General features: G+C 74.0%; 15 protein-coding genes. 6 read left to right on the forward strand and 9 right to left on the reverse strand.

Annotated features, from left to right (window positions below; all coding sequences use genetic code 11):
- Positions 1-166: 166 nt before the first annotated feature.
- Entirely contained in the window at positions 167-748 is a 582-nt protein-coding gene (locus tag FIC82_RS03045) for a pyridoxamine 5'-phosphate oxidase family protein (protein ID WP_154797507.1), read from the forward strand.
- Positions 749-778: 30 nt separating this feature from the next.
- Here the strand turns inward: FIC82_RS03045 and FIC82_RS03050 are convergent, their stop codons facing one another.
- A complete protein-coding gene (locus tag FIC82_RS03050; protein WP_154797508.1) occupies positions 779-4,159 on the reverse strand; it encodes a discoidin domain-containing protein in 3,381 nt (1,126 codons plus the stop codon).
- Positions 4,160-4,723: 564 nt separating this feature from the next.
- Here FIC82_RS03050 and FIC82_RS03055 point away from each other — a divergent pair.
- Positions 4,724-4,894 carry a hypothetical protein gene (locus tag FIC82_RS03055; RefSeq protein WP_154797509.1) on the forward strand — a complete coding sequence of 57 codons (171 nt, stop codon included), beginning with the start codon at positions 4,724-4,726 and terminating at the stop codon, positions 4,892-4,894.
- 15 nt (positions 4,895-4,909) lie between these two features.
- Here the strand turns inward: FIC82_RS03055 and FIC82_RS03060 are convergent, their stop codons facing one another.
- From FIC82_RS03060 to FIC82_RS03070, 3 genes are read right to left on the reverse strand one after another with little or no spacing between them, the layout of a single operon-like run.
- Positions 4,910-5,770: a ferredoxin reductase gene (locus FIC82_RS03060; RefSeq protein WP_253691381.1), complete on the reverse strand. Its 861-nt coding sequence runs from the start codon at positions 5,768-5,770 to the stop codon at positions 4,910-4,912.
- Entirely contained in the window at positions 5,763-6,362 is a 600-nt protein-coding gene (locus FIC82_RS03065; RefSeq protein WP_047231004.1) for a sulfite oxidase-like oxidoreductase, read from the reverse strand. The genes FIC82_RS03060 and FIC82_RS03065 overlap by 8 nt, the downstream gene beginning before the upstream one ends.
- 39 nt (positions 6,363-6,401) lie before the next feature.
- Entirely contained in the window at positions 6,402-7,049 is a 648-nt protein-coding gene (locus tag FIC82_RS03070) for a TetR/AcrR family transcriptional regulator (protein ID WP_253691385.1), read from the reverse strand.
- Between the two features lie 159 nt (positions 7,050-7,208).
- Here FIC82_RS03070 and FIC82_RS03075 point away from each other — a divergent pair, with 159 nt between their 5' ends.
- Positions 7,209-8,513: a glycosyltransferase gene (locus tag FIC82_RS03075; protein ID WP_154797510.1), complete on the forward strand. Its 1,305-nt coding sequence runs from the start codon at positions 7,209-7,211 to the stop codon at positions 8,511-8,513.
- Positions 8,514-8,734: 221 nt separating this feature from the next.
- Here the strand turns inward: FIC82_RS03075 and FIC82_RS03080 are convergent, their stop codons facing one another.
- The gene (locus FIC82_RS03080) at positions 8,735-10,177 is read right to left on the reverse strand and encodes an L-serine ammonia-lyase (protein ID WP_154797511.1); all 1,443 of its coding nucleotides are present in this window, start codon (positions 10,175-10,177) and stop codon (positions 8,735-8,737) included.
- Positions 10,178-10,221: 44 nt separating this feature from the next.
- Complete coding sequence (locus tag FIC82_RS03085) at positions 10,222-10,875, reverse strand: DNA-3-methyladenine glycosylase I (protein ID WP_154797512.1); 654 nt, start codon at positions 10,873-10,875, stop codon at positions 10,222-10,224.
- Positions 10,876-11,308: 433 nt separating this feature from the next.
- On the opposite strand from FIC82_RS03085, the gene FIC82_RS03090 reads away from it, so the two are divergent.
- Entirely contained in the window at positions 11,309-13,876 is a 2,568-nt protein-coding gene (locus tag FIC82_RS03090) for a discoidin domain-containing protein (protein ID WP_168731443.1), read from the forward strand.
- An 85-nt stretch (positions 13,877-13,961) separates the two neighbouring features.
- On the opposite strand, the gene FIC82_RS03095 is transcribed toward FIC82_RS03090, so the two are convergent.
- Both FIC82_RS03095 and FIC82_RS03100 read right to left on the reverse strand, forming a co-directional pair.
- Positions 13,962-14,315 carry a winged helix-turn-helix domain-containing protein gene (locus FIC82_RS03095; RefSeq protein WP_154797514.1) on the reverse strand — a complete coding sequence of 118 codons (354 nt, stop codon included), beginning with the start codon at positions 14,313-14,315 and terminating at the stop codon, positions 13,962-13,964.
- On the reverse strand, positions 14,312-14,776 hold the full coding sequence (locus tag FIC82_RS03100; protein ID WP_154797515.1) for a hypothetical protein: 465 nt from the start codon (positions 14,774-14,776) through the stop codon (positions 14,312-14,314). The genes FIC82_RS03095 and FIC82_RS03100 overlap by 4 nt, the downstream gene beginning before the upstream one ends.
- A 161-nt stretch (positions 14,777-14,937) precedes the next feature.
- On the opposite strand from FIC82_RS03100, the gene FIC82_RS03105 reads away from it, so the two are divergent.
- Positions 14,938-16,530 carry an ATP-binding protein gene (locus tag FIC82_RS03105; RefSeq protein WP_154797516.1) on the forward strand — a complete coding sequence of 531 codons (1,593 nt, stop codon included), beginning with the start codon at positions 14,938-14,940 and terminating at the stop codon, positions 16,528-16,530.
- 7 nt (positions 16,531-16,537) lie between these two features.
- A complete protein-coding gene (locus FIC82_RS03110) occupies positions 16,538-18,280 on the forward strand; it encodes a tetratricopeptide repeat protein (protein ID WP_154797517.1) in 1,743 nt (580 codons plus the stop codon).
- A gap of 40 nt (positions 18,281-18,320) precedes the next feature.
- On the opposite strand, the gene FIC82_RS03115 is transcribed toward FIC82_RS03110, so the two are convergent.
- Positions 18,321-19,196: a TetR/AcrR family transcriptional regulator gene (locus tag FIC82_RS03115; RefSeq protein WP_154797518.1), complete on the reverse strand. Its 876-nt coding sequence runs from the start codon at positions 19,194-19,196 to the stop codon at positions 18,321-18,323.
- Positions 19,197-19,267 lie beyond the last annotated feature (71 nt).

Consider the following 19,267-nt stretch of genomic DNA (forward strand, 5'->3'; position numbering starts at 1 on the left):
GGACCGCTGGACGAGGCTGTCAGTGCGAGCGGGTGAACTCTTCGACCCGACCCGACCCGGGATACGCGGCTCGGGTCGGCGAACGAAGGCCGACAGGGACGGCCGATGAGTTCCGGGGCCGTCGGCGGTCCACCCCGCGTCCGACGAGCCTCGACAGGAGAACCCCATGACCGAGACGCCCGCCCCGACCGCCGACCACGGCGACCTGCTCGCCGCCTTCAGCTCGCCCGACGCGCCACGGGTGCCGTGGTCCGCCGTCCGGGAGGCGCTCGAGCGCGCGGGGGTGTCCTGGGTGTCGACGGTCCGGCCCGACGGTCGGCCCCACGTCACGCCGCTCCTCACGGTGACCGCCGACGGCGCGCTGTACTTCTGCACGGGCCGCGACGAGCGCAAGGCGCGCAATCTCGCGGCGAACGCGCACGTCGTCCTGACGACGGGGGCCAACCGGTACGAGGAGGGGATGGACGTCGTGGTGGAGGGCGACGCGGTGCGTGTCACCGACGACGCGATGCTGCACCGCCTCGCGGAGCGGTGGCGCTGCAAGTACGACTGGCACTTCGAGGTGCGCGACGGCGCGTTCTGGGACACGGCGGACGGCGGCGGGGAGGCGTACGTGTTCGCCGTGCGGCCCGACGTCGTCTTCGCGTACGCGCGCGGCGCCGAGCACACGGCGATGCGGTGGCGGTTCGGCGCCGACGCGCCGTCGACCGGCCTGGGCGCGGCGCGCGCGCCGCAGCCCGCCCCGTGAGGCGGGCTGCGGCGTCGGGCAGGGTGATGCTCAGTTGCGCGTGATGGTGAAGGTCGACGTCGTGTTCTCGATGTCCCGGAAGTTGCCCGAGAACGTGAGGTTGGTGAACGTCGCCGTGCCGACGGCCGGGCCCTGGCCGGCCTCCGGCATCGGGTTGGCCCAGATGCCGTAGCCCGACTTGGCGTCGTACCGGTCGCCGCTCTTCTTCGCCCCCGTGATGGTCACGTTGGTGAAGGTCGGGTTCTGGAACGTGTTCTGCGGCTGCCCGCCCACGTAGTTCGTCTGGAACATGATCCCGGAGTACGTCGGGTCGATGACGTCGAGGTTGTTCACCTGGATGTTCCCGAACGCCTTGGACGCCGAGAACATCCACACGGCCCCGAACATCTGGTCCCCCCAGAAGTGCCCGCCGGAGCGCACGACCGTGAGCCCGTCGAACACCGTCGGCGCCGGGCCGAAGCCCTCCATCGGGTACCCGAAGTCGAGCGAGCTGATCGTGACGCCCGAGTAGACGAGGGTGTCCGCGATGTAGATGTTGCGGAACGTGTTGTCCTGGCCGCCGTAGACCGCGAGGCCCGCCGCGCGCCACGTGTTGGTCGACGTGAGGTTCTCGAACACGTTGCCGCGCTGCCCGCTGCCGCCGTTGTCGGTGGCCGCGAAGAGCGCGAACGAGTCGTCGCCGGTGCCGCGCGCCTGGTTGTTGTGCACGTGGTTGTTCGCGCTGCCGTTGGTCATGTTGATCGCGTCCGCGAACGTGTTGCGGATGCGCGAGTTCGTGACCTCGGAGTCGTCCATGTTGGACGCCCAGAACATGCAGATCATGTGCTCGACCCAGATGTTGTCGATCGTCATGTTCTTCACGTTGGCGAAGTCGAACACCTTGCCCGGGCCGTCGATGCGCGACGTGTAGTTCCCGAAGTACGCGAAGTCGCGGAACGTCGAGCCGTTCGCGCTCGCCTCGGCACGGAAGCCGACGTCGGTGTTCTCCTGGCCCTGCGGCGCGAAGAACCGCGTGAACCACGGCCCGGCGCCGACGACGTCGACCCCCTTGCCGTACACCTGGAACTTGCTCGACGTCTGGTAGTCGCCCGCCGGGAGGTAGACGCCCTTGAGCGTGCCCGTGGCGTCCATGCGGACCTTGTCGAGCGCGGCCTGGACGTCCTGGTGCGTGAAGCCCGCGGGCTGCGTGTACTGCGCGGGGTTCGGGTTCGCCTGCGGCGTCGCGAGCTCGAGGTCGACGAAGTCGATCGCGTACTGGCTCGTGTTGCCCGCCGTCTTCTGGAGGCGGATCTTCGATCCTGCCGGGACGGTCGTGCCGAGCAGCGTGCTCGCCTCGTCGTAGACGTGGCGCGGCGCGCCCTGGCCCGGCTGGTTGCCCGGGTTGGTCTCGTTGCCGTAGAGCCACGCGTAGCGCGAGGTGAGGTCGATGTTCTTGAGGAACTGGCCGTCGACGTAGATCGCGAGGGTCGCGTTCGTCCCGCCACCGCCCGCCGAGTCGGGGATGGAGAAGCGGGTCAGCAGGGTGTTCGTCGGGGCCTTGGTGGTCCACTCGACGTACGCGCCGGTCTGGTTGAGCGTCACCGCGCGGCGGCCCGACGCCTCGCCCGCGAGGTCGCCGACGACGCGGTTGGGCGCCAGCACGGTCGCGCCGCCGCCCGTGACGCCGTCCTCCGCCTCGTACGTGTCGAACGGCAGGTTGGCGCCGCGCCCGACGAAGAGCGGTCGGGTGGCGGTGTTGTTGGCCTGCTTCGCGGAGACCTCGGTCGAGTCCGGCGCGGCGACGACCTTCACGTCGTAGTTGCCGTTCGCGGCGGTCCACGTGCCGAGGTTGACGCTCGCGCTGCTCGCGCCCGCGGCGATCGCGCCGCTCGCGGAGCCGGTGAGGGTGCGCACGAAGGCGCCCGTCGCCTTGTTCGTCACGGTGACGGTGAGGCCGTGCGCGGCCGTCGACGTCGCGACGTTGCCCTGGTTCGCGATCGTCGCCGAGAACGTCACCGTGCTGCCCGCGGCGGGGTTGCTCGGCGACCACGTGAGGGTCGGGACGAGGTCCGAGCTCGGGACGGCGGTGACGACGAGCGGGGTCGGGTTCGCGTACCCGTTGTTGCCCTCGTTCTGCTCGGCGACCGTGCCGCCCGCGTCGGCGACCGCGCCGATCGTGTAGCTGCCGGCCGAGCGGGCGCCGACGTCCGCGGTGACGGTGGCCTGGGCGCCCGCCGCGAGGCCGCCGACCGGCTTGGTCGCGACCGTCTGGCCGTTCAGCGTGAACGCGACGTCGGTCGCGGCGGACGCCTGCGTGCCGATGTTCTTGACGACCGCCGACAGCGTGATCGCCTGCGACTCCAGCGGCGACGCGGGGGTCGCGGTGACGCTCGTGACGACGAGGTCCGGGTTGGGCGCGGCGGTGCCGAACACCTGGAGCTCGGCGACCTGGCCGTTGCCGGAGCCGGTGTTGCCGGTGAACCTCAGGCGCACGTCCTTGGCCGTGCCGGTGACGGGGACAGTCACCGTGTTCCCCGACGTCGGGGAGAACTGGTAGCCCGCCGACGGCTTGAGCGTCTGCCACGCGCCGGTCGCGGTCGCGCGACCTTGGACCTCGAAGGTCTGGGTGCGCGGGCCCCACGCCGACGCCGGCGGGAGCTTGACGACGACGTTCGTGAGCTGCGTCGCGGCGTCCAGGGAGACCGTGAGCGTGCTCGGGTACTGGCCGCCCGCGCCCTCCCAGTAGGTCGACGTGCTGTCGTCGTTCGCGTTCTTCGCCACGAACTGCCACTCCGTCGACGACCCCTCGATCGGCTTGTTCAGCGCGAGGTTGGTGCCGGTCGGAGGCTCCGGGTTGCCAGGGCCTCCCGGGTCGGTGCTGCCGGCCGTGCCGCGCACCTCGAGCTCGGAGAGCTGGCCCGCGGGCCAACCCGTGTTCGCCGTGATCTGCACGCGCACGTAGCGGGCGGACGTGTCCGGGACGTCGATGGTCACGGTGTTCCCCGACGCGGGGTTGAACGCGTACGCCTGTGACGCCTTGATCGTGGAGAAGCTCGACCCGTCGGTGCTCGACTGCACGCTGAGGGTCTGGCTGCGCGTCTCCCAGCCCGTGGGCAGCTTGAGCACGAGGTCCTCGACCGTGGCGGCCGCGCCGAGGTCGACCTGCGCCCACTGGGGGAACGTGCTGTTGGTCGACTCCCAGTAGGTGCCCTGGTTGCCGTCGGTGAGGTTGCCGGACAGGTACGGCGAGTTGTTGCTGCTCGCCGCCGTCGACTTCCCGGCGGACAGCACCGTGGGCGCCGCCGTCGCGGTGGTCGTCAGGCCGAGCGGGACGAGCAGGGCCGCTGCCCCCGCCGTCGCGGCGAGGAGGCGGAGCCGGCGCTGCGGCGCGCCGGCGGCTGTGCGGTTCGACGTGCTGGGTCGATGTCTCATCGATGTCCTCGATCTCCCGTCGTCGTCGACGGGCGTCAGGCCGCGCCGAGCGCGACCCCGCGCCGGACCGGACGCCCGGGTCGGAGGACGGGCCGCGGCGCACGTCCGGCCGGGACCGGATGGCTCGGGTCAGTACCTTCGAGAATTGCGGACCCGCTGTGCCGCACCGCACAACGGAGTGTTGATTTCTTGCATCAACACGCAAGAACGCTACTGCCGGGTGAAGTTGGCGTCAAGAGATGCCGCAAGCACCCGATACGCCCGGATACCGCCGAGATAGAACCCTGGTCGCGCGAGGTAGAACCCTGGTAGCCCGAGATAGAACCCTGGTTCTTGTGCGCGACGGCGGTCTGGTCACCTGGGGTGGGCGGGGCGGGTGGTGGTGCCGCGTCTACCATCCGCCGCTCGTTCCTCGCGGCTCCCGCCAGGCCCGCCACGACGCGGCACCACCACCCACCCCGACCCGGCTCCGTCTCGCCCTGGTCGTCGCGCACCCCGGGCGACAGTCCGCGGTGGACGACCTGGTGCTGCGAGGGGCGGGCTCGGGGCCGGTAGGGTCCGCGCATGGGAATCGGGCCGATCTACCCGCTGCTGATCCTGCTCTACGTCGCCGTGATCGCGACCGTCGCCGTCCTGGTGATCTGGGCGTTGATCCTCACGATCCGGCTGCTGCGCAGCGTGCTCGCGGAGCGCGACGCCCGAGCCCGCGCGGGCTGGACGCCGCCGCCTGCGTAGGACCTCGGCCGCCCTTCAGTCGCCCGCGGGCCCGAAGCGCTCGGTCTTGACCCGAGCCGGGTCGTGGCCGAGCGAGACGAGCTGTCGTGCCACGGCCTCGACGAACCCCGTCGGCCCGCACACGAAGCACGCGGGCTCGATCTCGGCGGGCCACCCCCACGCGGCGAGGTCGCGGCGTTCGAGGCGACCGGGTCCGCGCATCGCGCCGAGCGGGGCGGAGCGGGTGAACACGACCTGGGTGTCGAGGCCGTCGTGCGCGGCGGCGAGCCGGTCGAGGTCGTCGACGTACAGCCGGTCCTCGGGGCGGCGCACCGAGTAGACGAGCCGGAACGGCGTGCGGTCGCCCGCGTCGCGTCGCGTGCGGAGCATCGCCATGAGCGGGACGAGCCCCGACCCGCCCGCGGCGAGGAGCACCGGGGTCCCGGCGTCGTGCTCCGGCGACCACACGAACCACCCACCGATCGGTCCGCGCAGCTCGATCGGGTCGCCGACCGTGAACACGTCGGTGAGGTAGGTCGAGACCTCCCCGCCGGGGACGCGCTGGACGGTGACCTCCACCCGTGCGGGGGAGCCGCCGTCGGGATCGACGCCGTCGCGCACCCCGGTGGGCGACGCGCCCGGGGAGGGGGCGTCGTCGGGCAGGGACGCGCGCGTCGCCGCGCTGCCGATCGAGTAGCTGCGCTCGGCGGTGTAGCCGTCGGGGGCGGTGAGCCGCAGGTCCACGTGCTGTCCCGCCAGGTGCCCGGGCCACGCGGGGACCTCGAGCACGAGCGTCCGGGCGGACGGGCTCTCCTCCCACGCGTCGACGAGCGTCGCGACCTGCCAGCGCGACGGCGTCGCGTACCGGGCGCCGAGGCGGACCGGCGCCTCAGTCACCCTGGTACCTCTGCTCCCGCCACGGGTCGCCGAGGTCGTGGTAGCCCAGTCGCTCCCAGAACCCCTGACGGTCCATGGGCATGAGCGTGATGCTGTTGACCCACTTGGCCGACTTCCAGAAGTACAGGTGCGGGACGAGCAGCCGCGCCGGGCCGCCGTGCACGGGGTGCAGGGGTGCGCCGTCGAACGTGTGCACGACCCACGCCTTGCCGCCCAGCAGCTCCGCGACCGGGAGATTCGTCGTGTAGCCGCCGTAGCAGCCGATCATCGCGAAGTCGGCGGTCGACTCGACGTCGGCGAGGAGCGTGTCGAGCGAGACGCCGCGCCACGACGTCCCGAACTTGGACCAGCGGGTCACGCAGTGGATGTCGACGGTCGGTTCGTCCTGGGGGAGCGCCATGAGGTCCGCCCACGACCACGCGTGCGTCGTGCCGGTCTCGGTGGTGACGTCGAGCCGCCAGGTCGCGGTGTCGACGCGCGGTGTGGGCCCCGCCGAGAGCACCGGGAACCCGGTCTCGACGTACTGGCCCGGCGGGAGCGCCACGCCTTGCGGGCGCGGCCGGCCGTGGAAGCCGGGGGTGAGTGTGCTCATGGCCCACGGTAGGCGCGGTGCCCGACGGCGCGCCAGGGCTCAGGCGTCCGTGCCCCCGGTGGGTGGTGCGGCGACGAGCCGCACGACGGCGTCGCGCAGCCAGGCGCGGTAGCGCTCGGCGGACCAGCCCGCGCCCGCGACGAAGTGCGTCCAGCCCTCGGGGGCGAGGAGGTAGGACAGCGCCTCTGCCGCCTCGTCCCGGGCGGAGCAGGGGCGGAATCCGTGCGCGGCGAGCACGTCGACGCTCGCCCGCAGGTCGGCGCGGCGGCGTTCGAGGAGCGCGTCGAGCTCCGCGGCGACGGCCTCGTCGGAGCGTGCAGCCGACGTGAACGCGGACCACAGGCCCGCGACCCGCTCGTTCGCCGCCGCGACGAGCGCGACGAGGCCGTCGAGGAACGCCTCGGGATCGGACGCCTCCGCCACCGCCTGGCCGTCTGGTCGTGCCGCGAGGGACTCCTTGCCCTCCGAGCCCGCGAAGGTGACTTCGAACGCGGCGAGCAGCAGCGCCCGCTTAGGACCGTGCGCCTTGACCGTCTCGAGCGAGACGCCCGCGCGCTCGGCGACGCGCGCGAGGGTCGTGCGTTCGTAGCCGTGCTCGGCGAGCTCCTCGGCGGCCGCACGCACGACGCGCTCGCGCGTCCGGGCGGCCTGCTCGGCGCGGAGGTCGGAGGTGTAGACGCGAGGCACCACTATTGACTACCCCTTAGAGGTGATGAATACTCCAGACGGTTGCTCGATCTTCTCACACGCCGTCTCCCCCCATCGGCGTCACCGCGCAGACGGCCCGGTCCTGCGCCTTCCCGTCCCACCGGCGCGACCCGCGCCGCCACGAGAGAGGCACCACCGATGGCCGCCGTCCTGCTCTGCTCCACCCCCGTGCACGCCCACGTCACCCCGCTGCTCGCCGTCACCCGCGCGCTCGTCTCCCGCGGGCACGACGTCCGGTTCCTCACCGGTGCTCGCTTCGCCGCCGCCGTCGAGGACGCCGGGGCCGAGCACCTCCCGCTCCCTGCCGAGGCCGACTTCGACGACCGCGACCTCGCCGCGGCGTTCCCCGGTCGCGCGGGGCGTACCGGGCTCGACGCGATCCGGCACGACATGCTGGAGATCTTCGTCGGGCCCGGCGCCGCGCAGCACCGGGCGGTGCTCGACGCCCTCGCCGAGCGCCCGACCGACGTCGTGCTCGTCGAACCGCTGTTCCTCGGCGCGATGGCCCTCGTCGCGGTGCCCGCCGAGCACCGCCCGCCCGTGCTCGCGCTCGGGATCTTCCCGCTCGGCCTCAAGAGCGACCGGACCGCGCCGTTCGGTCTCGGGGTCCTCCCCGCGCGAGGACCGCTCGGCGTGCTGCGCAACCGCGCGCTGCACCGGTTCGTGGAGGGGGTCGCGTTCGCCGCACCGCAGCGCGCCGCGCAGGACATGGTCCGCGCGGCGGGCCGGGAGCCGAGCAGCACCTTCTTCCTCGGCTGGCCCGCGGACGCGGACGCCGTCGTGCAGCTCACCGTCCCCGAGCTCGAGTACCCGCGGCCCGACGTCGCGACGCCGGTCCGGTTCGTCGGCCCGCCGCGCCCCGCCCCGGGAGGCGGCGACCTCCCGGAGTGGTGGGGCGACCTCGGCACCCGCCGACCGGTCGTGCACGTCACGCAGGGGACCGTCGCGAACGAGGATCCGACCCAGCTCCTCGTCCCCACGCTGCGCGCGCTCGCCGACGAGGACGTGCTCGTCGTCGCGGCGACGGGTGGGCGGCCGGTCGCGTCGCTCGGGGCGCTCCCGGCGAACGCGCGCGCGGCCGAGTACCTCCCGTACGACGCGCTGCTCCCGCGCACGTCCGTCCTCGTCACCAACGGCGGCTACGGCGGCGTGCACCACGCGCTGCGGCACGGCGTCCCCGTGGTCGTCGCGGGCAAGACCGAGGACAAGGCGGAGGTCGCCGCGCGCGTCGCGTGGACCGGCGCCGGCGTGCGGCTGCGGACGAGCACCCCGCGGCCCGGCCAGGTGCGGCGCGCGGTCCGTCGTCTGCTCGCCGACCCGTCGTACGCGCGGGCCAGCGCACGCCTCGGCGAGCGCATCGCCGCCTCGCCGGGCGAGGACGGCGTCGTCGACGTCGTCGAGGAGGTCGTCGCCGCGCGCGAGGCGTCCCGCGCCGTCCGCTGACCGAGGGCAGGCTCGGGAGATTCCCCGACCCGAGCAGGGCGCGGAGCGTCACGAGTGGTGACGGCAGACCACGGTGAGTCGAAGCCGGGCGGGGTGGGTGGTGGCACCACCGCCCACCCGACCACCCAAGGCGACCATGCGTCGTCGGGCACAAGAACCAGGGTTCTACTTCGGCCGACCACGGTTCTACTTCGCGGGACCACGGTTCTCCTTCGGCGCGGTCAGCACTCGACGACGTTGACCGCGAGGCCGCCCGTCGAGGTCTCCTTGTACTTGGTCGACATGTCGACGCCGGTCTGGCGCATCGTCTCGATGACGGTGTCGAGCGAGACGACGTGCGAGCCGTCACCCTGGAGCGCGAGCCGCGCCGCGGAGACGGCGGTGCACGCGGCGATGGCGTTGCGCTCGATGCACGGCACCTGGACGAGGCCGCCGACGGGGTCGCACGTGAGCCCGAGGTTGTGCTCCATCGCGATCTCGGCGGCGTTCTCGACCTGGGCCGGGGTTCCGCCGAGCACGGCGCAGATCGCGCCCGCGGCCATCGAGCACGCCGAGCCGACCTCGCCCTGGCAGCCCGCCTCCGCGCCGGAGATCGACGCGTTGCGCTTGTAGAGCGCGCCGATCGCCGCGGCGGTGAGGAGGTACGTGCGCATGGCCCGACGTCGGCGCGCCGGGTCCGCCGCGACGTCCGGGTGGGTGCGCAGGAAGTGGCGCCCGACCGCGGGGATGATGCCGGCGGCGCCGTTCGTCGGGGCGGTCACGACGCGGCGCCCGTCGGCGTTCTCCTCGTTGACGGCCATCGCGAAGGCCTGGAGCCACTCGATCGTCGTGTCGGCGCCGCGCTCGTCGGCGAGCTCGAGGCGCTCGCGCTGCGCGCGTGCCCGACGGCGGACCCTGAGCCGCCCGGGCAGCACACCGTCGCGCTCCAGCCCGGCGTCGACGCACGCGCTCATCGTGTCCCAGATCCGGTCGACACCCGCCTCGACCTCGGCCGCGGGGCGCAGGGCGGACTCGTTCGCCCACGCGACCGCGGCGATCGAGGTGCGCTCGCGCTCGCACAGCGCGAGGAGCTCGGCGGCGTTGGCGAAGGGGAACGGGACGCCGTCGGGCTCGGTGCTCGGGTCGATCGCCTCGCCCGCGAGCTCGGCGCCGAGCTGCGCGGCCTCGTTCGCGGCGGCGTCCGCGAGCTCGGCAGCGGTGAGGACGAAGCCACCGCCGACCGAGTAGTAGTCCTCCTCGGCGAGCGTCGTGCCGTCCGCGTCGAGAGCGGTGAAGCGCATCCCGTTGGGGTGGCCGGGCATCCGGGTCAGGGGAGCGAGGCGCACGTCCTCGCTCGCCATGGTGATGCGGTGCCGGCCGAGCAGCGCGACGGGCGCGCCGTCGCCGAGCTTCTCCCACGAGCCGGGGACCCGGGCCGGGTCGCACGTCTCGGGGTCGAGGCCGAGCAGGCCCGCGACGACCGCGTCGGGCGTCCCGTGGCCGACGCCCGTCGCCCCGAGCGACCCGCACAGGGCGACCCGCAGGCCTGCGACCCCACCGAGCGCGCCACGGTCCTCCAGCGTCGCGACGAACGCCTTCGCGGCCCGCATCGGTCCGACGGTGTGCGAGCTCGACGGACCCACGCCGACGGAGAAGAGGTCGAGGACCGACACGTACGCGCTCATGGGGACCATGGTCGCACCTCGTCCCACGATGCGAGCGACTTTTGCTATAGCGAGTGGCCCAGGTCGCGCGTCCGGCCCCGCGCGTTCAGGACGACCGGGCACGTCGCGAGGTGGTCGTCGACGAGCCCGCACGCCTGCATCGCCGCGTACGCCGTCGTCGGCCCGACGAACCGGAACCCGTGCTTCTTGAGCGCCTTCGACAGCGCGGTCGACTCGGGCGTGAGCCCGGGGACGTCGCCCCACGTCGCGGGGCGCTCGCGGCGGGGCGGCGGCGCGAACGACCAGATCAGCTCGTCGAGCGTGCGCCCGCTCTTCTGGAGCGCCAGCAGGGCGCGCGCGTTGTCGATCGTCGCCGTGATCTTCTGCCGGTTGCGGATGATGCGCGCGTCGCCGAGCAGGCGCTCGACGTCGGGCTCGCCGAACGCGGCGACGACCGCCGGGTCGAACCCCGCGAACACCTCGCGGAACGCCGGGCGCTTGCGCAGCACGGTGATCCAGGACAGGCCCGACTGGAACCCCTCGAGCACGAGCCGCTCGAACAGCGCCGTGTCCCCGTGCACCGGGACCGCCCACTCGGTGTCGTGGTACTCCTCGTAGAGCGGGTCGCCGTCGCCGAAGCACCGGGCGCCGGGGCGCGGGGCGACGGGCGCGTCGTCGGGCGCCGCGAGCGGCGCGGTCGGGGTCGTGTCGGTCGTCATGGGTCCCACTCTGCCGCGGTCCGCCGACACGCGTCGTGACGGACGGCGCCGCCCGGGACGGGGCGCTCCGACGGCGACCTGTGGTCGGCCGAGGATCGGCGGGAGCGCGCGTTCGTGCCATGACGTCGCCGGGTCCGGCGCATCTTGCCAACACCTCGCATCGCGGGGTTCTGCTTGTTTCTGCTTGTTTGGACCAATCTATTGACAGACTCTTCCACTACGAGTGGACTGGACCACCGGAGCGGGTTTGTGCTCGCCCCGAACGAACGGCACGTCATCAGCAGCGGGAGCGGCGCGCGGCGTCCGGTCCCGGACCAACGGAGGTCCCATGCAGCACGCGTCCGCACGTCGTCCCTCTCCTCCCCGAGCAGGCTCCGGCCCGGGACACCGCGCCCGTCGACCACGCGACGCGGCGACGGCCGCCGCCGCGGTCGTGGCTCTCGCCGCGACCTCCGGTGCGGTCGCGGCCGCGCCGGCCGGTGCGGAGGAGACCACCAACCAGGCCCCGCTCGTCGTGCCGACGCTGCGCGAGTGGACGGGCGGGACCGGGGAGTTCCACCTCGCCGACGGCACGCGCGTGGTCGTGCCCGACGAGCTGGTGGACCTCGGCGACCAGCTCGCGGGAGAGATCCTCGAGCTCACGGCGCACGACGTCTCCGTCGCCGTCGACGGGACTCCCCGGCCCGGTGACCTCGTCCTCGTCCTCGACCCGGCGTTCGAGCACGAGCCCGGCGGCGAGCGGTTCGCCGAGGAGGGCTACGCGCTGGACGTCGACCCGGACGTCCTGACCGTCACCGCGCCCAGCCGCACCGGTGTCTACTACGGCACCCGCTCCGTCCTGCAGGTCCTCGTCCAGGACGACGCCCGCTCGGCGGTCCCGGTCGGCGAGAGCCTCGACTGGCCCGACTACGAGACGCGCGGGTTCATGCTCGACGTCGGTCGGCGCTTCTTCACCCCGGAGTTCGTGCGCGACTACATCGCCATGATGGGGTGGTTCAAGCTCAACGAGTTCCAGATCCACCTCATGGACAACGAGATCAGCCCGGCGGGCGGCGACTGGTCGGCCGCGTACGACGGGTTCCGTCTCGCGAGCGACGACCCCGCCTTCGCGGGCCTCGCGTCCGAGGACGGCGCGTACGACCGCGCCGACTGGCAGTCGTTCGAGGACGCCGCCGCGTCGCACGGGGTGCAGATCGTCCCGGAGATCGAAGGCCCCGCGCACGCGCGGTCCGTCATCCGGTGGAAGCCGGAGGTCGGTCTGAACGGCGGCAACTCCGACCATCTCGACCTGGCGAAGCCCGAGACGACGGCCACGATGAAGGCGATCTACGACGAGTTCGTCCCGTGGTTCGAGGGGTCGGACGTGCACATGGGCGTCGACGAGTACTTCGCGTCCCCGACCCTGTTCCGCGACTACTTCAACACCATGGCCGCGCACCTGCGCGACCTCGGCAAGCACCCGCGTGCTTGGGGCAGCTTCACCCAGATGCAGGGTGACGCGCAGGGGTACGACCGCGACGTCACGATCAACACGTGGAACAACGGCTGGTACTCGGGGGCCTCCGCGGTCGCCGACGGCTACGACTTCGTCAACACCAACGACGGCACGCACTACGTGGTCCCGTTCGCGGACTATTACCACGGCAACGGGCTCGACGACCAGTGGATCTACGAGTCGTGGCTGCCGCACATGGCGGGCAACGTCTCGGTCGCCCCGGGCGCACCGCGGGGTGCGATGTTCGCCGTGTGGAACGACCTCGTGCACGCCGACTACACCGAGCAGGACGTGCACGGGCTGGTCGAGCTGTCCTTCCCCGCGATGGCGCAGAAGACCTGGGCGGCCCGCACGCCGGGGCTGCCGTTCTCCGGGTTCTCCGCGCTCACTCGCACGTTGGGGATCGGGCCCGGGATCGACGTGGTCGAGTTCACGCGGGGCGCCCAGCGTCCGGGCGAGCTGAGCCACGGGGCGGACGTCGCGGCGTCGTCCGCGGACGACGGGCACGGCGCCGAGCACCTCACGGACGGGCAGACGGCGACGCGCTGGACCACGTCCTCGACGGATCCGGCGACGCTCACGGTCGACCTCGGGGCGCCGCAGCGCGTGGGCGCGGTGGAGGTCGAGTGGACGAGGGCGCACGCGGCCTCGTACTACGTCGAGACCTCGGTCGACGGCACGACCTGGACGCGCGTGGCACGCCACACCGTCGACGGGCCCGGCGACGACCGTGTCGACCTCCCGGGCGGCGAGGCGCGCTGGGTGCGGCTGGCCGCCGTCGTGCCGGCGACCGACCGGGGGCTCGGGGCGTGGCGTCTCTCGGTCCTCGGGCGCCCGGACCTCGCGCGCGGTGGCGCGGTGACCGCCTCGGGCACCGAGTCGGGCACGGCGTTCGTGCCGGCGAACGCCGTCGACGGCGACCCGAGCACCCGCTGGTCCGCCGACTACTCCGCCCAGCCGTGGATCGCGGTCGACCTCGGCGCGGAGCGCACGGTCGACGAGCTCACGTTGCGCTGGGAGGCGGCGTCCGCGACCGCGTACCGCGTCGACACCTCGCTCGACGGGGCGACCTGGACGACGGCGGCGAGCCGCACTGGGCTCGCGGCAGAGGCGCGGACGGACGTCGTCACCGTCGACCCCACCGTCGCGCGCCACGTGCGCGTCACGGTCACGGGCAAGGCGATGACGCCGTACCTCTCCCTCTACGACCTCGAGGTCCGGGGTGCCGCCGGGGGCGTCGAGGTCGACGCGGAGGCGGCGGTGCGCTGCATGGCCGGCAAGGCGTACGTCGCGGTCGTGGTGCGCCCCACCGTGACGTCGGACGTCGAGATCACCACGCCCGTGGGTGCGCGCTCGTTCTCCGGGATCGGCGAGGGGCGCGCCGCGTACGCGGTCTTCGCGACACGGTCCACCTCCGTCGAGGCGGGGTCGGCGCACGTGTCCGTCACCGATGCGGGAGGCGGGTTCGCGACGGCCGAGGTCGAGTACGCCGCGGCGAGCTGCTGACCGCTCTCGCGGCACGCGCCCGGCGACCACGGGCACCGGACCCCGGGCGCCGCTCCCGAGCTCGATGCGGGAGCGGTGCCCGGGGTCAGGTGTCGGTAGCGGGCAACGCGAGGTCGGCGATCGCGCGCAGGGCGTCGAGGTGGGAGCGCAGGGCCTCGGCGCCGGCGCCCGTCAGGCGGACCCACGTGCGCGCGCGGCGGCCCGACCGCTCCTTGGAGATCTCGACGTAGCCGGCCGCCTCCAGGACGGTGAGCTGCTTGGACAGCGTCGGGTCGGAGAGCTCGATGGTGTCGCGCAGGGTCTTGAAGTCCGCCTTCTCGACGCCGGACAGCGCCGCGACGACAGACAGGCGAACGGGTGAGTGGATCACCTCGTCGAGCGTGTGCCGCGGGTGGTGCTCGAGGCGGTTGCCCGCGGCGCCCGCGCGCTCGGTGGTCATGCGGTCGCCGCCGCCGCCTCGCGCGGCGCGGGGAGCCACGCCGCGAGGAGGAGGGGGGCGGTGCTGAGCAGGGCGGCGGGGAGCCAGAACGCGACGTCCCCCGCGAACCGGTCGAGCCCGACGAAGAGCGTCACGCCGTAGACGGCGGCCCACCCGCCGGCACCGAGGAACAGGCGGCGGCGCGTGCCGGCGGCCATGCTGCCCTGGCGCGCGGCCCACGTGACGCCCGCCGTGACGATCACGGCCCAGGCGCTCATGCCGACCACGAACCCGACCTGTCCGCCGAGGCCCAGGGTGAGCACGAGGCCGACGCTCGCCGCGGCCCAGCCCGTGAGGTAGAGGCGGACCCAGCGCCAGCCCCGGGTCCGCGTCGAGGCGGCGAGCCGGGCGGCGTGCGCGAGGGCGGAGGAGGCCTCGGCCGGGCTGGGGGCGGGACGGGTGGTCGCGTCGTCGGTGTTCATGGATGCCATCGAAGCATCTACTTTCCAACATGGCAAGTAAATGTCGTGGGGAGATGTGCCGATGGTCGGGCGTCACCGGTCCAGGGCACACTGTTCTCGGCCGGATGCGCTCGCGGGTGCATCGGCTCCGCCGTCCCGCCCGCGCCACCCGAGGAGCACCCATGTCCGACGCCCTGGCCGCGCTCGCTGCCGCCGTCGCGGCGGCACCGTCGAGCGCCCCGCTGCGCGTGCACTACGCGAGCCTCCTGCTCGCCGCCGGGCGCCCCGTCGAGGCGCTCGAGCAGGCGAGCACCGCGCTGCGGATCGACCCCGCCGACGGCGAGGCGCTGCGCCTCGTCCAGGACTCGGCCGTCGCCGCGGCGACGGCTTCCCGGCCGGCGACCGGTACCGGAGCACCGGGCGGCGAGGCCGACCCGGCGGGACGTCCCACACCCGGCGGCCCGGCGACGCACCCCGCGGGCGGTCCCCCCGCCGTGCCTCACGGCACCTCCTTGCACGCGCCGACCTCCGCCCCGGGGGGCCTCGACGACGGGATCATCACGGGCGTCCCGTCCGACGTGACCGTCCCGCGAGCGCCCGGCGCGCGGACGCCCGGCGACCCGGCCACCGGGGTCCCCGCCGCACCGGCCGACCCCGGGTCCCCGACGACACCCACGGCGCCGTCGGGCATCGACTGGGACCGGCTGGAGCACGAGGTGGGCATCCACGTCCCGGCGCCGTTCGTCGAGACCTCACCGGGGCAGGGGCCGACCGTCCCGCCCGCCGGGCCGGGCACCCCACCCCGCGAGGACGCCGCCACGGCCCCGCCCGCACCGGGTGACCGGCCGTTCCTCGTCCCCGCGCGCGACGACGCCCCCGACGACGGGTCCGGGCTGCTCGAGGTCTCGCGCGAGACGGTGACGCTCGCGGACGTCGGCGGCCTGGAGCCGGTGAAGCAGCGCATCCGCGAGGCGTTCCTGGAGCCGATGCGCAACCAGGCCATCGCCAAGGCGTTCGGCAAGTCGCTGCGCGGCGGGCTCCTGCTCTACGGCCCGCCCGGGACCGGCAAGACGTACATGGCGCGGGCCGTCGCGGGCGAGCTCGGCGCGCGCTTCCTCACGGTGACGCTCGCGGACATCCTCGACAAGTACATCGGGGAGAGCGAGCAGAACCTGCACGCCCTGTTCCAGCGGGCGCGCCAGCTCGCCCCCGCGGTGCTGTTCCTCGACGAGGTCGACGCGATCGGCGGCAAGCGCGCGCAGTACTCCGGGTCCTCGGGCATGCGGACCGTGGTCAACCAGCTCCTGCAGGAGATGGACGGCATCGGCTCCGACAACGACGGGCTGTTCGTCCTCGGCGCCACGAACCACCCGTGGGACGTCGACACGGCGCTCCTGCGCCCGGGTCGGTTCGACCGCGTCGTGCTCGTGCTGCCCCCCGACGAGCCCGCGCGCGAGGCGATCCTGCGCCACCACCTCGCCGGCCGCCCGGTCGCGGGGATCGACCTGCGCGCGATCGTCGCGCGGACCGACGGCTTCTCGGGCGCCGACCTCGAGCACCTCGCCGCGACGGCCGCGGAGAAGGCGATGATGGACTCCATCGCGACCGGGCAGGTGCGCCCGATCACCATGGCCGACCTGCACGCCGCGCTCGCCGACGTCCGGCCGTCGACGACGGCGTGGCTCCAGTCCGCACGCAACGTCGTCACGTTCGCGAACAACGACGGCCGCTACGACGACCTCGCCGCGTACCTGCGTGCGCGGCGCATGCTCTGAGGACGCCGTGAGCACCACGACCGACCCGCGCGCCGTCGTCTCGCGCGTGGAGATGCTCGTCCAGATGGGGCGCCCCGAGCGTGCGCTCGACGAGATCGACGACGCGCTCGCGAGCGTGCCCGACGACCCGCGGCTGCTCGTCGCCGCCGCCTGGGTACGGCTGCGCCTCCAGCGGTCCGCCGAGGCGGTCCCGCTGCTGGAGCAGGTCGTCGGGGCCCAGCCCGCGGCCGACGGCGCCCTGCACCTCCTGTCGATCGCGCGCCAGAACACGGGCGACGTCCCGGGCGCGCGGGACGCCGCGGCGCGGGCGCTCGAGCTCGACCCCGACGACGCGCGGTACCACCTCCAGCTCGCCGACACCCACCTGTCGGGCAGGGTCCGCGGGGCGGACCGGACGCTGGCGCGCGAGCGGATCGCCTCGGCGCTCGAGCTCGCGCCCGAGGACCCGGGCCGCCTCGCCCAGGCCGCGCGGCTGTGGTCGCGCCTCGGGGACGACGACCGGGCGCGTGCGCTCGTGCGCCAGGGGCTCGCCGTCGCGCCGGAGCACGAGGACCTGCTCTACCTCGACGCCGCGCTCGCGCTCGACGCGGGCCGCAGCGCGAAGGGGTACAGCGGGGTCCTCGCGACGAACCCCGAGCACGCCGAGGCCGGCTACCTGCTGCACCTCGGCGTGTGGCAGCAGGTGCTGCGCCTCGTCGAGATGCCGGTGCTGCTGATCGGGGCGGTCGCCCTGGTCGTCACGTTCTCGATGGGCGACGCCTACGTCGGCTCGGTGCCGGTGTGGGGGATCGTCGTCCTGCTGTGGACGTTCGTCACGGCCGTGCGCGTCCTGCCGGTCCTGCTCCAGGTGCCGCGCGGCCTGCTGCGGCGCACGCTGCGCCAGACGCCGTTGCGCGGCGGGACGGTCGTCGCGGTCGCGCTCGGCTGGGCCGGGGTCGTCGCCGGGCTGGCGCTGCTCTACGTCGTGCGGGACGCCGTCGCGGTGCGCTGGGTCCTGGTGGTCCTGGGCGTCGTGCTCGTCGTCGCGTGCGTGACGTCCGCGACCCTGCACGCGGCGATGCTCGTGCAGGGGCGCGACCTGGGGTACCTCCCGCCCGGCGCGACGGGGGCCGCGCGGATCGCCGCCCTGCGAGGAGCTCTGCGCGGTGCCGCGACGCGGCGCACGGTCGTCCTGGGGATCGTCGCGACCGTGGTCGCGGCGATCGGACCGGGGGCGCTCGCGCGCGAGGACGCCCGGTCGGTCGCGGCGCTCGCCGCGGTGGCCTTCGTGCTCCCGACGGTGGTCGGGCTGTGGGTCGCGTGGCGGATCGCGGCGCGGCAGCGTGCGGCGTCCGACGACCGCCGGCCGGTGGGCACGGGGGCGGCGGTGCGCGCGGGCCTGGGCGGCGCGGTCCTCGTCGTCACGACGGCGCTCCTCGTCCTCGCAGGCGGTGCGGCGCTCGCCGCGCTCCCCGTCGCCCCGAACGAGCACGACGCCGACGGGCGCTACGTCCAGGAGCCGAAGGCGCCGCGCGACCCGGACTCGGACGTGCAGGAGTGCACGGGGCGGCCCGTCACGCGCCTCGCCTGCATCCAGGAGAACAACCGCATCCGGCAGGAGGAGATGCTCGACCGGATGGAGGACATGGACGTCCCGAGCATCGACGTCCCGACGTTCGACGTCCCGACGTTCGACGTGCCGGACCTGTCGGACCTGCCGACCCTCCCCGACGTCCAGGTGCCCGACGCCCCGGTCCAGCCGACCCCCTGACCAGGCGGCACCCGCCCGCGGACCCAGGTCGGGCCCCTGGTCACCCGTCGCCGGCGGACCTCCGGGCGGCGGAGCGCTTGGCGACGAACGACTCGATCCCGTCGAGGAGGATGTCGAGCCCGAACCCGATGTCGCTCTCCCAGTCGTCGGGCCGGGGCGTGCTGGGCGTCCACGCGGCGAGCGCCCCGGTGAGCGCGGGATACGTCTGCGGGTCGGCGAGCCGGGTGAGGACGAGCTCGTAGTCGGCGTACGGGTTCGCCGCGGCGATCGCGCCCTCGTCGAGGTCCGCCTCGGGGGTGTCGGAGGGGAGGCCCTGTGCCGCGCGGACGGCCTCGGCCGCCGCGCGCCGGGTCTCGACCTGGACGCGGCCCTCGCCGAGCACGTGCTGCGCGAGGAGGCCCACGATCTGCAGCTTCTCGTCCACGGTGAGGTCGAGCGGCGCGAGGATCGCGAACGCGCGGTCGATCCACCGCAGGCGATGGGGGCCGACCTGCGCCGTCGTCAGCGGGAGGTCGAGGTACCACGGCCGGGCGAGGACGCCCTGGATCTGCGCACGCGTCCAGGCGGCGAGCCCGGCGCGCCAGTCGGCCTCGTCGTGCGCCGGCATCTCGAGCACGTCCGCGGCGGCGTCGGCCATGAGGGCCAGCAGCTCGTCCTTGCTCTCGACGTAGCGGTAGAGCGCCATGGACGAGTACCCGAGCGACTCGGCGACGCGCGCCATGGAGACCGCGGGCAGGCCCTCGGCGTCGGCGAGGTCGACGGCGGCGCGCACCACCTGCTCGATGCTCAGCGCGGGCTTGGGGCCGCGGCGCGGGGGAGTGCCGCGTCCCCACAGCCGCGCGACCACGGGCGGCAGCGCGGTCTCCTCGGCGGCTCCGGCGGTGCTCCGGGCGTCGGTGGGGTCGGTCGGGGTCATCTGGTCATCCTCCCGCGGGCCTTGACCGCTCGCGAAACCGTGTCTACCGTACACAGAACAGTCGATCACAT

Origin of the sequence: Cellulosimicrobium protaetiae (assembly GCF_009708005.2) — a bacterium.
Lineage (GTDB): Bacteria > Actinomycetota > Actinomycetes > Actinomycetales > Cellulomonadaceae > Cellulosimicrobium > Cellulosimicrobium protaetiae.

Coding starts and splice junctions, on each gene's coding strand:
- FIC82_RS03045 (WP_154797507.1), top strand. CDS start 167: ATGACCGAGACGCCCGCCCCGACCGCCGACCACGGCGACCTGCTCGCC.
- FIC82_RS03050 (WP_154797508.1), bottom strand. CDS start 4,159: ATGAGACATCGACCCAGCACGTCGAACCGCACAGCCGCCGGCGCGCCG.
- FIC82_RS03055 (WP_154797509.1), top strand. CDS start 4,724: ATGGGAATCGGGCCGATCTACCCGCTGCTGATCCTGCTCTACGTCGCC.
- FIC82_RS03065 (WP_047231004.1), bottom strand. CDS start 6,362: ATGAGCACACTCACCCCCGGCTTCCACGGCCGGCCGCGCCCGCAAGGC.
- FIC82_RS03075 (WP_154797510.1), top strand. CDS start 7,209: ATGGCCGCCGTCCTGCTCTGCTCCACCCCCGTGCACGCCCACGTCACC.
- FIC82_RS03080 (WP_154797511.1), bottom strand. CDS start 10,177: ATGAGCGCGTACGTGTCGGTCCTCGACCTCTTCTCCGTCGGCGTGGGT.
- FIC82_RS03085 (WP_154797512.1), bottom strand. CDS start 10,875: ATGACGACCGACACGACCCCGACCGCGCCGCTCGCGGCGCCCGACGAC.
- FIC82_RS03095 (WP_154797514.1), bottom strand. CDS start 14,315: ATGACCACCGAGCGCGCGGGCGCCGCGGGCAACCGCCTCGAGCACCAC.
- FIC82_RS03100 (WP_154797515.1), bottom strand. CDS start 14,776: ATGAACACCGACGACGCGACCACCCGTCCCGCCCCCAGCCCGGCCGAG.
- FIC82_RS03105 (WP_154797516.1), top strand. CDS start 14,938: ATGTCCGACGCCCTGGCCGCGCTCGCTGCCGCCGTCGCGGCGGCACCG.
- FIC82_RS03115 (WP_154797518.1), bottom strand. CDS start 19,196: ATGACCCCGACCGACCCCACCGACGCCCGGAGCACCGCCGGAGCCGCC.